This is a genomic window from Denitrificimonas caeni DSM 24390 (genome assembly GCF_000421765.1).
Taxonomy (GTDB): Bacteria; Pseudomonadota; Gammaproteobacteria; order Pseudomonadales; family Pseudomonadaceae; genus Denitrificimonas; species Denitrificimonas caeni.
Genome location: NZ_ATXQ01000011.1, coordinates 71,801 through 86,461, shown reverse-complemented (window position 1 = coordinate 86,461; position 14,661 = coordinate 71,801). Strand labels below are relative to the sequence as shown.

10 protein-coding genes and 1 rRNA gene are annotated in these 14,661 nt (G+C 48.5%); 5 read left to right on the top strand and 6 right to left on the bottom strand.

Annotated features, from left to right (window positions below):
- Window positions 1-199: 199 nt before the first annotated feature.
- Window positions 200-315: ribosomal RNA gene (rrf, locus tag H591_RS0113440) — 5S ribosomal RNA — on the top strand.
- A 1,132-nt stretch (window positions 316-1,447) separates the two neighbouring features.
- On the opposite strand, the gene galE is transcribed toward rrf, so the two are convergent.
- The 6 genes from galE to H591_RS0113405 all read right to left on the bottom strand — a co-directional run bounded on the left by galE (window position 1,448) and on the right by H591_RS0113405 (window position 9,850).
- On the bottom strand, window positions 1,448-2,470 hold the full coding sequence (gene galE, locus H591_RS0113430) for a UDP-glucose 4-epimerase GalE (protein ID WP_022967485.1): 1,023 nt from the start codon (window positions 2,468-2,470) through the stop codon (window positions 1,448-1,450).
- 21 nt (window positions 2,471-2,491) lie between these two features.
- The gene (locus tag H591_RS0113425; protein WP_022967484.1) at window positions 2,492-5,083 is read right to left on the bottom strand and encodes a TRAP transporter permease; all 2,592 of its coding nucleotides are present in this window, start codon (window positions 5,081-5,083) and stop codon (window positions 2,492-2,494) included.
- 92 nt (window positions 5,084-5,175) lie between these two features.
- Entirely contained in the window at window positions 5,176-6,153 is a 978-nt protein-coding gene (locus H591_RS0113420; protein ID WP_022967483.1) for a TAXI family TRAP transporter solute-binding subunit, read from the bottom strand.
- Window positions 6,154-6,419: 266 nt separating this feature from the next.
- On the bottom strand, window positions 6,420-7,730 hold the full coding sequence (gene argA / locus H591_RS0113415) for an amino-acid N-acetyltransferase (RefSeq protein ID WP_022967482.1): 1,311 nt from the start codon (window positions 7,728-7,730) through the stop codon (window positions 6,420-6,422).
- A 138-nt stretch (window positions 7,731-7,868) separates the two neighbouring features.
- Window positions 7,869-9,134, bottom strand: a complete 1,266-nt coding sequence (locus H591_RS0113410) for an inorganic phosphate transporter (protein ID WP_022967481.1) — start codon at window positions 9,132-9,134, stop codon at window positions 7,869-7,871.
- Window positions 9,135-9,172: 38 nt separating this feature from the next.
- Window positions 9,173-9,850: a TIGR00153 family protein gene (locus tag H591_RS0113405; RefSeq protein ID WP_022967480.1), complete on the bottom strand. Its 678-nt coding sequence runs from the start codon at window positions 9,848-9,850 to the stop codon at window positions 9,173-9,175.
- 103 nt (window positions 9,851-9,953) lie between these two features.
- Between H591_RS0113405 and H591_RS0113400 the strand changes: the two genes are divergently transcribed.
- The 4 genes from H591_RS0113400 to H591_RS0113385 all read left to right on the top strand — a co-directional run bounded on the left by H591_RS0113400 (window position 9,954) and on the right by H591_RS0113385 (window position 14,620).
- A complete protein-coding gene (locus tag H591_RS0113400; RefSeq protein WP_022967479.1) occupies window positions 9,954-11,318 on the top strand; it encodes a CYTH domain-containing protein in 1,365 nt (454 codons plus the stop codon).
- 78 nt (window positions 11,319-11,396) lie between these two features.
- A complete protein-coding gene (locus H591_RS0113395) occupies window positions 11,397-13,184 on the top strand; it encodes a GspE/PulE family protein (RefSeq protein ID WP_022967478.1) in 1,788 nt (595 codons plus the stop codon).
- 66 nt (window positions 13,185-13,250) lie between these two features.
- The gene (locus tag H591_RS0113390; protein WP_022967477.1) at window positions 13,251-14,171 is read left to right on the top strand and encodes an SPFH domain-containing protein; all 921 of its coding nucleotides are present in this window, start codon (window positions 13,251-13,253) and stop codon (window positions 14,169-14,171) included.
- Entirely contained in the window at window positions 14,168-14,620 is a 453-nt protein-coding gene (locus H591_RS0113385; protein ID WP_022967476.1) for an NfeD family protein, read from the top strand. The genes H591_RS0113390 and H591_RS0113385 overlap by 4 nt, the downstream gene beginning before the upstream one ends.
- Window positions 14,621-14,661 lie beyond the last annotated feature (41 nt).

The following is a 14,661-nucleotide window of genomic DNA, read 5'->3' as shown; positions in this document are numbered from 1 at the left end:
TGGGTGTGTAAGTGCTGTGAGGCATTGAGCTAACCAATACTAATTGCCCGTGAGGCTTGACCATATAACACCCAAACAATTTGGGAAGACGAATTGTGAACCGAAAGTTCGCGAAACGCACAAATTATGCTACTATCACACACCTAATTAGAGAAGACGATGACCACAACAGTGGGAAACGGCTCCTCAAAAAGAATTGCTTGACGACCATAGAGCGTTGGAACCACCTGATCCCTTCCCGAACTCAGAAGTGAAACGATGCATCGCCGATGGTAGTGTGGGGTCTCCCCATGTGAGAGTAGGTCATCGTCAAGCGCCAAATAAGAAAGGCTACCCTAACGGGTAGCCTTTTTTTTGGCTTATCCGAAGTGAACTTCAGTCACTGTATAACGGGCGCGAAGCCCCATGTGACAAACGCGTCGGGAACGTGTTTGGACAGCCCTAGGCTGCCAGAAAGGTGAGTGCCTGGATGGCACGAATCCGAGTCGGTCATCGTCAAGCGCCTACAGCAAAACCCCAGGTCAGCAATGATCTGGGGTTTTTTTATGCACAATGAAAATAAATCACAGTCGGGCCCAGTAAGCCGAGATCAGCCTCGACAATCCCCGTATGAGCGGGCCATACCCGCGATAGCCTTGAGCTTTAAAGATACTTCCTCGCGAGCAGACGCCGGTAATGATTAATGAGTGATGCATAAGGTCTGCGGCTTACAGGAGCGTTAACTGATTGAATAGCTAACGTTGAGCATGCCGCACTGCGCTGCAACTGTTCTCCCGTCGACGAACCCATCCAGGGTTCAACGCCGGCGCTACGTCATCCATGACTACGCTTGCCACAGCTGCAGCGTAGTGCTCATTGATCAGCGGCGCCGTCTGCTAGATAGTCAGTGCGTGTGTTCGTGTATCACTAAGAGCTTTTTATCAGTTTCAGTGAGTCGGTTTGCCTGTGGCTACAGTTGCAGGCTGATTGAGCCGTGGCTCTAAAAGTCATCATTGTAATATTCTCAAAACTCAAAATACTTTGAATGAAACTGGCATAAATAGAGCAGGCAACACAAATGATTAACGAGCACGTCCCTTGTGCTGCGGCAAGCGAAGCCAGGGACGGCGAAGCGCCCGAATCGAGCCCGGACGGCTCGTTGAGGGAAAAGCAGCATAAGGGCGGTACGGCACGCGTACTTCTTGCAGGCGATTCTTAAAGTGCAAGAAAGCGCCTTGATCGCCTAAAATCCTAACGCTGAGCATGCCGCCCTGCGCTACAACTGTTCTCTTGTCGACGAACCCATCCATGTTTCTGCGACGGCGCTACGTCATCCCTGACTGCGCTTGTCACAGCTACAGCGCAGTAGTGCTCAGTGATCAGCGGCGCTGTCAGCAAGCTACACAGCAAATGTGGTGAATAGATGCATAATCAAAAACGGCCAGCATGTGCTGACCGTTATTTGTATTTAGCTATTAAAACCGTCTGGATTACTTTTTTGCCAGCGCCAAGTATCACGCATCATATCGTCTAAAGTATGCAGTGCTTTCCAACCTAATTCTGTAGCCGCTTTGCTCGGGTCTGCCCAACACTCAGCAATATCACCACTACGGCGATCGACTATTTTGTAAGGCACAACCACTTTGGCGGCTTGCTCAAAGGCTGCAATCATCTGCAAAACGCTATAACCCTGTCCTGTACCCAGATTCCAAATATGTACGCCTTGCGATTTAGCAATGGCATCTAAAGCTTTTAAGTGGCCATCAGCCAAATCGACCACATGGATATAGTCTCGTACCCCTGTGCCATCTATTGTTGGATAATCATCGCCGTAGACAGATAACTGTTGCAGCTTGCCCACAGCAACCTGACTGATATAAGGCAGCAGGTTATTAGGAATACCATTGGGGTCTTCACCAATCAGGCCGCTACGATGTGCTCCAACCGGATTAAAGTAACGCAGCAACGCAATACTCCAACGTTGCTCCGAGATGGATAAATCACGCAGCACCTCTTCCACCATTAGTTTCGAGCGGCCATAGGGATTGGTCGGTATACCGGTCGGGCATTTCTCACTAATTGGCATCTGCTTAGGCTCGCCATACACAGTTGCGGATGAGCTAAACACCAGATTAAATACACCGGCTGCAGCCATTGCTTGAAATAATACAACACTGCCGCTGACGTTATTTTCATAATAAGCCAGTGGTTGTTGTACGCTTTCGCCAACCGCTTTCAATCCAGCGAAATGCAATACTGCGGCGATTGAGTAGCGAGAAAAAATAGAGTCCAGTAAAGCACGGTCACGAATATCACCCTCAATGAAGGTCGGTGCTTTGGCGCAAATACTTTCAACACGGCGTAGCGACTCTAGCGAGCTATTGGCGAGGTTGTCCAAGACAATCACCTCATGACCTGCCTCTAGCAGAGCTAAAGTGGTATGTGAGCCGATATAACCTGCGCCGCCCGTAACGAGAATAGATTGCTTCATGCTGTTTTCCGCGTCCTTAAATTAATGCGCAATGGAATTGGCCGGCACAGGTACCTTCTTTGCAGTTAAGCGCTTTCTACGCCATTGCAAAGCGCTGACTGCAAGCAGTAGTAACAAGCCAGGAATCCACATGATTTCTTTGCGCATCCGATCAGTAGGCGCGCGTACTTTCATAATTTGCTGATCAAACTCTAAACCTAAATCAGCGGCCTGGCTGGCAAAGGCAACATTATCAATTAAAGTCTTGCCGTCTTCTTCGATCAAAGTAAAACCAAGGGCGTTGAGACGTTCCTCGCCGTCATTGCCAGAAGGAACAGGTAGTAAGACCACAAACTCATGGGGCTCTCCCAATTCATTTTCACCCTGAATGCGTAAACGTAAACTGCTGCCTTCATCGACCTGGCCAAGTGTTTGAATGAGCTGGCTAGGTGCAACGTCTTGGTAAGGATCATGGATGATATCCATCCAGAAACCGGGTCTAAATAAGGTAAAAGCAACGAGCAGTAGTAGGATATTTTCATACCAGCGACTGCGCGTGATAAACCAGCCTTGTGTCCCCGCTGCAAAAATTAGCATAGCAATGGTGGCGACAATAAAAATTAAAACGCCATGCATGACACTGATATTAATCAGCAGTAAATCAGTATTAAAAATAAACAAGAAGGGTAGTGCAGCGGTACGCAAGCTGTAGTAAAAAGCTTGAACTCCAGTTTTAATTGGATCACCTTTAGACACCGCGGCCGCAGCAAAGGAGGCCAGTCCAACGGGTGGTGTGACATCAGCCATAATGCCGAAATAGAAAACAAATAAGTGCACAGCAATCAATGGCACAATTAAACCATTTTGTTGACCTAAGGTAACGATCACTGGCGCTAATAAGCTAGAAACTACAATATAGTTCGCCGTGGTTGGCAAACCCATACCAAGAATCAAACTGAACACGGCTGTAAACATCAGCATCAACAGCAGATTGCCCATAGAGAGCAGTTCTACCAGGTCCGCCAATACCAAACCTACACCCGTTTGTGATACTGCACCGACAATCACGCCAGCGGCAGCCGTAGCAATACCAATACCTATCATATTACGCGCACCAGCAATCATGCCTTCGCGCAGATCAATAACACCATCAAGCCAGCCGCCATGGTTATAGCTTCGATCGGTACGCATCCAAGTCAAAATAGGACGTTGTGTCAGTAAAATAAAAACCAGCATCACACTGCCCCAAAACGCAGACAGGCCAGGCGATAAGCGCTCAATCATTAAACACCAAACCAGCACTACAACTGGCAAGATAAAATGTAAACCAGACAGCAGTACTGCACGGGTTTGTGGCAATTCTTCAATGGATGTATTCGGATCTTCAATCGGCAGTGGCGGGTTGCTAGCGGCAACTTTTAATAGGCTCAAATAGGTAATGGCCAGTAAGATACCAATTCCTAATAGAGCGTGCTCACCCAGTACGGGTTTGAGCCAACCTAAACCGTAATAGACCAGTAATGAAATACCAGAAATTAAAGCAATACCAAAAGCAAACCCAGTTAAGCGGCGCAACCAAGGTTTTGGTTGATAATGACCAATGGGTTGCATGCCCAATTTTAATGCTTCTAAGTGCACAATATAGAGCAAAGCGATATAGGAAATAGCTGCTGGTAAGAACGCATGCTTGATGATCTCAACATAGGGAATACCCACATATTCAACCATTAAGAATGCTGCGGCCCCCATCACCGGCGGCATGATTTGTCCGTTAACCGATGACGCTACTTCAACCGCACCTGCTTTTTCCGCTGAAAAGCCCACGCGTTTCATCATTGGAATAGTAAAAGTACCGGTGGTCACCACGTTAGCAATGGATGAACCGGAAATCATACCGGTCAGGCCTGAGGCGACCACTGCGGCTTTCGCCGGACCACCGCGCATGTGGCCAAGCAAACTAAAGGCCAGCTGAATAAAATAGTTGCCGGCGCCTGCGCGCTCAAGTAGCGCACCGAACAGCACAAACAAGAAGACAAAACTGGTGGAAACGCCCAAAGCAATTCCGAATACACCTTCGGTGGTGATCCATTGGTGATTAGCCAAAGCAGTAAAGCTTACACCGCGGTGGGCCAGCATATCTGGCATATAAGGGCCAGCAATGCTGTAGGTCAAAAACAATAAGGCAATCACTGCTAGAGGCGGCCCTAGAGTACGCCGCGTCGCTTCGAGTAATAACGGAATACCAATACATGCGGTAATCAGATCAGCAGTGGTCAAAGTACCAGGGCGTAATGCCAAGTCTTGATAAAAAATAAAGAGGTAAGCGGCGCTGGCGGCGGCTACGAGGCCTAAGGCAATGTCCACTAAAGGCACACGATTGCGTGGCGAACGCTTGAAAGCTGGATAAGCTAAAAAGGCTAGCAATAGCGCAAAGGTTAAGTGAATTGAACGTGTTTCCGTATCGTTAAACACACCGATGCGAAAGATAAACGGCAAAGGTGAAGCAATCCACAGCTGAAACAGTGACCAGAGTAAAGCAAGGCTGGCGATAATCTGCGCCATAAGGCCATCAGGTAAGCGCGCGCCTGAGTCTTGGGCAATGAGTTCTTCGGCGGAAAGGTGTTTGTCTGACATGGCAGTGAACCTGCTTGGAATCTAAAGAGGTTAATACGTCAGCACCTGCTCGAGTGCTGACGTATTAAGATGATGCAACGAGCTGAGAACGCTTATTTCAACCAGCCACGCTCTTTGTAGTAGCGTACAGCACCTTCATGCAGCGGCGCTGATAAACCGACTTCAATCATTTCCTCGGCTTTTAAATCTTTAAAGGCTGGGTGTAAACGCTTGAAGCGATCAAGGTTATCAAACACTGATTTAACCATTTGATAAACTAAATCTGCGCTGATTTTGCTACTCGTTGACAGCACTGCCTTACCACCGATGGACGGCGTTGGCAGATCGTTACCCGTGTAGATGCCACCTGGAATCTCTGCTTTTGTGTAGTAGCTCTTCTCTGCTAATAACGCATCAATTTCAGGCCCCGTTACTGGTACTAAAACTGCATCCACAGTGGTTGTGGCTTCTTGAATAGCGCCGTTGGGGTGACCAACAAAGTAAGTCATAGCATCAATGTTGTTGTCATTAAGGGCACTGGCTTGCTCGGCTGGCTTAAGCTCGGAAGCTAAAGCAAAACTTTTACGATCCCAGCCTTTTTTCTCCATGATTTCTTCAAGCGTGTCGCGCTGACCAGAACCTGGGTTACCGATATTGACGCGCTTACCTTTTAAGTCATCGAAATTCGCAATGTGTGCATCACGGCGGGCCAGAACGGTGAATACTTCACTCTGCAAGGAGAAAAGTGCGCGCATATCTTCCATCGGACCTTCTGCTTCGAAAGGTGCTAAACCTTTCATCGCTTTGTATTGGTGATCAGATTGCATCACGCCAAAATTGAATTCGCCACTGCGAATACCATTTACGTTGGCCACACCGCCGCCACTGGCCGGTGCGTTACAGCGTATTCCGCTGGTTTTGCTGTCACGGTTAATGAAACGGCAGATGGATTGCCCAGCGACATAGTAAACACCAGTTTGACCACCTGTACCGATTGTGATGTATTTTTCTTCGGCCTGCGCCATGCCGCCCAAGGTGATGCTTGCGAGGGTCATGGACAGGGCCCATGCGAGGGTTTTGCCTTTGCTCATGGGTGTTCTCCTTAATTATTATAAACGCATCAGCGTCAATGAAATATTGAGGCTTGCGTTGAAAGTTGTTGAATATCAGACAATATTTAAGGAAGCACTGATTAATTACCTCATTGCGAGGAGCGACGCGACGCGGCAATCGCTAACATGCTGATACATAAAGCTAATTGGATTGCTTCGCTACGTTTGCAATGACATTCTTTGATTTATTCAGCATCTCCTTAACAACATATTTGCACTCTAATAGTTTTTATTACTAAAGACTATTAGCTCAAGGTTTTTCTAAAAACCTTGGAGTTACGCTGAAAGTTATACAGGGATGCTTTAGCGCTGGGAAGTTGTTCTAAGGTGCAAGCTTGAAAGCCACGTTCTTGAAACCAGTGTGCTGTGCGCGTGGTTAGTACAAACAACGAGTTTAAGTTTAATTCTCGTGCTCGCTGCTCAATACGCTCAAGCAAGACATCACCACGCTTGCCGTGGCGATACTCGGGGTGCACCGCTAAACAGGCAAGCTCACCTGTGGCTTCATCAGGAAAAGGATATAAAGCGGCGCAAGCAATGATTAAACCGTCGCGCTCAACGATGCTGAATTGATTGATTTCACGCTCGATGAGATCACGCGAGCGGCGCACTAAAACGCCTTCTTCTTCTAGAGGACGAATGAGTTCGAGTAAGCCGCCAACATCTTCAATTTGTGCTTCACGGACATGCTCGAACTGACCTTGATCGACTAAGGTGCCGCAACCGTCGCGGGTAAAGGTTTCGGTCAGTAAAGCGCCATCAAGATGGTAGCTGAGAATGTGACAGCGTGGCACGCCGCCCCGGCAAGCGCTGACTGCTGCCTGCAAAAGTTCAGCTTGCTCTAGCTGCTTGGCGTTTTTAAAGCGTTGTAGATGTTGTTCTGCATGTTGCGCGGGTAGCTCACGGATCAGCTGTCCAGAAGCGTCAAGCAGACCTTGTTCGGCGCTAAAGAGTAATAACTTGTCAGCTTGCAGTTCAATGGCAGCACGGGTGGCGATATCTTCACAGGCTAAGTTAAAGGTTTCACCGGTTGGCGAATAACCCAGCGGCGGTAGCAGCACAATGGTGCGATCATCGAGTAAACGATTGATGCCTTTGCTGTCGATACGGCGCACTTCACCAGTATGCTGATAATCCACGCCATTAATGACCCCAAGAGGGCGTGCTGTGACTAAATTACCACCGGCAACTCTTAAGCGTGCGCCTTGCATTGGCGAGGACGCCATATCCATCGATAGGCGAGCTTCCATAAAAGCACGTAACTGGCCAACTGCGGCCAGCACACAACTTAATGTGTCAGCGTCGGTAATGCGTAAATCTTGATGATAGTGCGAACCTAACCCTTGTTCGGTTAAACGCGCTTCAATTTGCGGGCGTGAGCCAAACACCAGAACCAAGCGCACACCCAAACTGTGTAAAAGCACCAAGTCATGGACAGTGTTGCCAAAGTTTTCATGCTCGATGCTTTCGCCAGGCAGCATGACCACAAAGGTGCGCTCACGGTGGGCGTTGATATAGGGCAATGAATGGCGGAGCGAGTTAACGTAATCGTGCATGAGAGCGTCCAATCATGGCGACAGCCAAAGGATTAAGAGATGAGTGCAGAGACTGGCTGTCATTGAGTAGAACAACACTGCCGCTTTTTCAGGCATTACGCAATCGCGCAGTGCCCGAAAAAGACTCAGTGTGTAGCATTATAGAAAGATCAATTTCAAAATGCTAAAGAACACGATCGAGAGGAAGGCGCCGGCTGGCAAGGTGATGGCCCAAGACATAAAGATTGAGCCAATCACGCGCAAGTTTAGCGCGCTGATACCACGGGCTAAACCAATACCCAACACCGCACCCACCAAGGTGTGCGTGGTCGAAACGGGCAAACCAATTGCTGACGCGCCAACTACGGTTGAAGCAGTTGCCAGTTCCGCAGCAAAACCACGACTTGGGGTCAGTTCAGTAATGCCGCGACCCACAGTGGCGATGACTTTATAACCATAGGTGGCTAAACCAATCACAATACCAACTGCCCCCAGCAATAATACCCACGCTGGAACTGCTGATTTGGCACCTAATTCAGCTACACCGTTGCTTTGAATCACACCGGCAATCGCTGCAAGCGGACCAACAGCGTTGGCAACATCGTTAGCGCCGTGGGCGAAGGCCATTGAGCACGCAGTGAAAATCATCAAAGTAGCGAAGACTTTTTCCACACTAGCAAAATAGGTACTGCGGTTAGCATCAGGGGCAATCTTTACCCGACGCAGTAAGATAATACCCAGTAGCATCACTAAAACGCCGATACCGACGGCAAGGAGAACGCTTTGCTCGCTATTAATCTCTAAACCAACATGCTTAAGGCCTTTAGAAATGGTCATCAAAGCGACCATGAAGCCGGTTAGAAACATATATACCGGCACATAGCGCTTAGCATTTTCAAAAGGATTATCAGTATTGATAATCAATTTTTGCACGCTGACGAATAAACCAAAGGCCAAAATGCCAGACAGAAAAGGTGTCACTACCCAGCTGGCCGTGATTGGTAGAATAGCGCTCCAATGCACAGCATCAAATGACACGCCAAAAGCAGCAAAACCAACCACGGCACCAATGATGGTGTGAGTGGTTGAAACTGGCCAGCCTTTACTCGTCGCAATCAGCAGCCAAGTACCGGCTGCTAGAAGTGCCGACATCATTCCAAGGACTAATAAGTCGGCAGTCATAACATCAATATCGACAATGCCGTTTTTGATGGTTTCGGTGACTTCTCCGCCGGCTAAGTAAGCACCACAGAACTCAAATACCATCGCGACAACAATGGCTTGTTTAATAGTTAGTGCGCCGGAGCCAACAGAGGTACCCATTGCATTAGCAACGTCATTGGCACCGACACCCCACGCCATAAAGAAACCAAAAAGACAGGCCAACATTAATAGAATGAAGCCGTAGTCAGTTAAAAGAGACATAAAAATTCCGCTTGTTCCAGGTGGGACGCGCTAGGTAACTAGCGCGCGAGCAATTGTTCCAATCGGTTGCCGATACGCTCAGCGCGGTCAGCGACATCACCAATCCATTCGATGATGGTATAGAGAAACATGACATCGACAGGCGGAAGGTCTTTCTCCAGTTTAAAGAGGGTGCGGCGCACTTCAATTTGCATGCGATCAGTATCGTGCTCAATGTCTTCAAGCACTTCAATCATTGCCGTGACGCGATTCACTTCGCGGTTACCGAAACCTGTTTCGAGAATTTCATCCAGCTCATTCATCGCGGTTAATGCTTGATCGCTGGCATCCACTGAGCGTTGTACGAAAGCTAAGATCATCGGCTGCAAAGGCTGTGGAATCACCATTTGCCGACCTAACATCAGTCCAGCAATGTCTTTTGCGCGGTTGGCAACTTTGTCCTGTACACTGAGCAGTTCCAATAAGTCGGAACGTGGTACCGGCAAAAATAGACTTTTAGGCAGGTGAATACGCACATTGCGCTTGAGTTTATCGGCCTCTTTTTCAAGCCGAGACATCTCTTGTTGCACAAGCTCAACACGCGACCAGTCTTCCGCTATCACAGCTTGGAAAAAAGGCACCAGATTTGAAGCACACTCGTGTGCTTTGGCAATATGTTGCTGCATTGGCCCAATGGGCGAACGACCAAACAAACTAACAAACGGGTTTATCGACATACAGACTGCGCTCGATTTCCAATGACAGCGTAGATTATACGGTGCTGGTATAGGGTTCGACCAGCATAGCGATACACTGGTAACAATTTGAATTGAGAATGACATGGCTAAAGAAACCGAAATAAAGCTCCGAATCAGCCCTGCGAGCCTTGCTACGCTGCCTGAACACCCTGTTTTAGCAGCGCGTTGTGTAGGCCCTTGGCAGACCCGTGAGCTGCTTAATCGGTATTACGATACAGACGATTTTGCCTTGGCGAATAGCCAAGTGGCACTGCGTATTCGTCGTGATGGCGAACAATTGATCCAAACCTTGAAGAGTAAAGGTGCCAGTGTCGCCGGATTATCTGAGCGCAATGAGTTTGATTGGCCGTTAAAAAGTAATAGCTTAGTGCTCAGTCACTTAGATGCCAGCTGCTGGCCAGAAAGTTTAGCTGGGCTGGATAAAAAGCAATTAAAAGCGGTATTTAGTACTGACTTTAAGCGTCAATTTGCCGAAATACGCTGGTTGCGTGATGGTGTTGATACGGTTGTTGAAGTGGCGCTGGATCAAGGCTTAGTGATCGCCGGTGAGCAGCAGGAAGATATCTGTGAAGTTGAGTTGGAGTTGCGCGAAGGTGATCCTGCCGCATTGCTTGAACTGGCTTTAGAGTTGGCCGCTGATGTGGCGTTGATGCCGTGTGATATCAGCAAGGCTGAGCGTGGCTACCGTTTGTTTGATGCCAATAGCTACAGCGTTGCTGCCGATCCAGCAGAGTTATCTGTCGATATGCCCCTGGATGACGCTTTTGCTGCGATTACTTGGCAGCTCTTAGGTAATAGCCAGCGTCTTGCTGAGCAATATCGTTTTAATGGTCACTGGAAATTACTTGAGCAATGGCTGCAACAGTTGGTCAGTCTGCGTGCTGTATTAGCCAGTCTGGGCCAGGCCGTACCACGCCAAACCAGCAATGCTTTGCGTATGCAGTTGGATGCACTGATCAAGGATTGGCGTGAACGTATTCTGGCTGGCGCTGACGATCAAGCCGCGCGCGAAGCTGCGCCATTGGCGTTTGCTGATGAGCTCAATGATAGCCGCTGGGGTGTTTTCTCCTTGCAGATGGCGCTGTGGTTACAAAATAAAGAGTGGCAACACAAGCGCACTGCGCGTGGCGCACGCCAAGGTGCGGCAACATTACAGAACTGGTTATTGCAGTTCTTAAAGGACGAAGCACAAGCATTGCAAGTGCATCGCTACATGCGTCAACCCGAAGACTTAGCCGAACAAGCACCGCGCATTGAGCGTTTATTAGCTTGGTTGCAAACGGCGCGTCAGTTGACCGATCTGGTCGATAGCGATCGTTTGTTTGGAAGTTTGCGTGAGCTGCATGCTCTGGCTTTACAGCCCTTAGATGCAGAGTTGTTGGTGTTGCGTCGAGAGCATTTAGGTTCTGTGCTCACGCTCAATGCTTGGAAACAATTAGTGCGTTAAGCTTTGCCGATACATGCACGCTGTCTGCTCAAAGGACAGCGTGCGTACCGTGCTCTAAGCGTTAGATAGGAAGAACTTATGCCATCCACTGTCTCTACTGCAGCTGATCGTTTACTGGATTTAAATGGAGTATTGGCTGAGTTAGTAAAGCAAGGACGTATTGATCAAAATACAGCAGAGCATTGTTTGGCAGCGCGCCGCGGTGATGCGGCAACCGTGCACATGCACCCGCTGGAATACATTGCGAGTCAGCAGTTGGATGACCAGGTGCGACCAGGACGTAAGCTGGATCTGGAAACCTTAACGGTTTGGCTTGCAGAGTGGGCCGAGCAACCGTATTTACGCATTGACCCGTTAAAAATTGACGTCGCGTCAATCACGCCATTGATGTCTTATGCGTTTGCTCAGCGCCATAAGATTATTGCCGTAGCAGCCAATAGCGAAAGCGTTACCATTGCCAGTGCGCAGCCCTTTATCCGCAGTTGGGAAGATAATTTAGCCCATGTATTGCGTCGTCCAATCAAGCGTGTAGTAGCCAATCCAGCTGATATCCAGCGTTTTACCACTGAGTTTTATCGCTTGGCCCGTTCAGTCAGCGGCGCTTCGACAGGTGATCAGTTTGTCAGTGGTGTTGGTAACTTTGAACAGTTACTCAATTTAGGATCAAGCGATCAAGAGCCAGACGCTAATGATGCGCATATTGTCAATATTGTTGATTGGTTGTTTCAATATGCGTTCCAACAGCGTGCCAGTGATATTCATATTGAGCCGCGGCGTGAGCAAGGTTCGGTACGTTTTCGTATCGATGGCGTCTTGCATACGGTTTATCAGTTTCCTGCGCAGGTGACGATGGCGGTGGTCAGCCGCTTAAAGTCATTAGGGCGGATGAATGTTGCCGAGAAGCGTAAGCCGCAAGACGGTCGAGTGAAAACCAAAACCCCTGATGGTAATGAAGTGGAGCTGCGTCTTTCCACCATGCCAACAGCTTTTGGTGAAAAGTTAGTGATGCGTATTTTTGACCCTGAAGTGTTATTAAAAAGCTTTGATCAATTGGGTTTTTCTGGCGATGACTTGCAGCGCTGGCGCAGCATGACTTGCCAGCCCAATGGCATTATTTTAGTCACTGGGCCAACCGGTTCAGGTAAAACCACCACGCTGTATACCACGCTGAAACAGTTGGCCACAGAAGAGGTGAATGTCTGCACCATTGAGGATCCAATCGAGATGATCGAGCCGACCTTTAATCAGATGCAAGTGCAGCATAATATTGATTTAACTTTTGCCAGCGGTATTCGTGCTTTGATGCGCCAAGATCCAGATATCATCATGATCGGCGAAATTCGTGACTTAGAAACCGCAGAAATGGCGATTCAGGCCGCATTAACTGGCCACTTAGTTTTATCCACCTTGCACACCAATGATGCGCCCAGTGCCATAACCCGCTTGCTTGAGTTGGGTGTTCCGTATTATTTGCTTAAGGCGACCTTATTGGGTGTGATGGCGCAACGTTTAGTACGTACGTTGTGCCCGCATTGCAAAGCACCGGTTGAAATTGCTGAGGATGATTGGAAGACGCTGACTCAGCCATGGAGTGCTCCACTACCGAAAGGCGCGCAGCAAGCGGTGGGCTGCTTGGAGTGTCGCGATACCGGCTATCGTGGCCGTGCCGGTGTTTATGAAATCATGCTGCTCAATGATGCAATTAAGCCATTAATTATGGCAGATACTGATTTGGTAAAACTAAAAAACCAAGCTTACCGCGATGGTATGCGCAGTTTGCGTTTATCCGGTGCACAAAAGATCGCCGCTGGACTGACCACCATTGAAGAAATCCTTCGGGTGACGCCGCAAAGCCAGCAAAAATAACTTAAGCCTTCTCGCTGCACGCGCTTTATAATTAATACTTAACTTTACTGCTTACACGGAGTTTTCATGGATATTGGATTGGTGTTATTTCTGTTTGTTGGCCTGATTGCCGTTGTGATCTTCATGGGCTTTAAAGTGGTGCCACAAGGGTATGAGTGGACGGTTGAGCGTTTTGGCCGTTATACCGGCACCTTAAAACCAGGTTTAAACATTATTGTGCCAGTGATGGATACTGTTGGCCGTAAGCTCAGTGTGATGGAGCGCGTGCTCGACATTCCTGCGCAAGAAGCCATCAGTGCTGATAACGCCATTGTGCGTATTGATGCAGTATGTTTTTTTCAAGTAGTGAATGCGGCGCAGGCAGCTTATGAAGTCAGTGATCTGGAATATGCCATTTTAAACTTGGTCGTCACCAATATCCGTACAGTACTTGGCTCGATGGAGCTGGATCAGATGCTCAGTCAGCGCGATATTATCAATGAGCGTTTATTGCACACTGTCGATCAAGCGACCGCACCCTGGGGCGTTAAAGTTACTCGGATTGAAATTAAAGATATTACCCCGCCGGCTGACTTAGTTGCGGCTATGGCCAGTCAAATGAAGGCAGAGCGTTTAAAGCGTGCCTCGATTTTAGAAGCAGAAGGTCGCCGCCAAGCGGATATTTTGACCGCGGAAGGTGAAAAACAATCGCAAATCCTCAAGGCTGAAGGTAAGCGTGAAGCAGCATTTCTTGAGGCGCAAGCCCGTGAGCGTGCCGCCCAAGCTGAAGCCGAAGCCACACGTATGGTTTCTGAAGCCATTAGCAGTGGTAGCGTGCATGCGGTTAACTATTTCGTTGCACAAAAATATATCGAAGCTTTGGGTAACATTGCTTCAGCTGACAACAGTAAAGTCATTATGATGCCGCTCGAAGCCACTCAGTTGATTGGCTCCATCGGTGGCATCAGTGAAATTGTTAAGGCCTCCTTTGATGGTAAAAAGGCATGAGTGAGTACCTACAAAATTTAGCCGTTTGGGATTGGCTAGCTTTTGCTGTTCTACTATTGATTATTGAAGTGTTTGGCACGGCAGGCTATTTTTTGTGGTTTGGTACTGCCGCTGCGATCGTTGGACTCTTGGTGTTGGCTTTTCCTGAGCTAGCTTGGGCGTGGCAATTCACCGCTTTTGCTTTGTTGTCTTTAGCTACAGCTTGGGTTTGGTGGCGGCGTTTACGCCAACAGCCTGCTGTTGCGCCACGATTGAATCGACGTGGCAGCGAGTTGTTAGGCAGCGAGTATCTGCTGCACGAAGCAATCAGCGCTGGACGCGGGAAAATTAAAGTCGGTGACAGTTACTGGTTGGTCAGTGGTCCTGATCTGGCTGCAGGCAAGCGCATTAAAGTGATTGGCCAAGAAGGTACTATTTTGCAAGTTGAGCCTTGCGCCTTGCATGAGTGACTTGGGATAGGCTACGTGCCGTCCAACTGTGCAAGCTTATG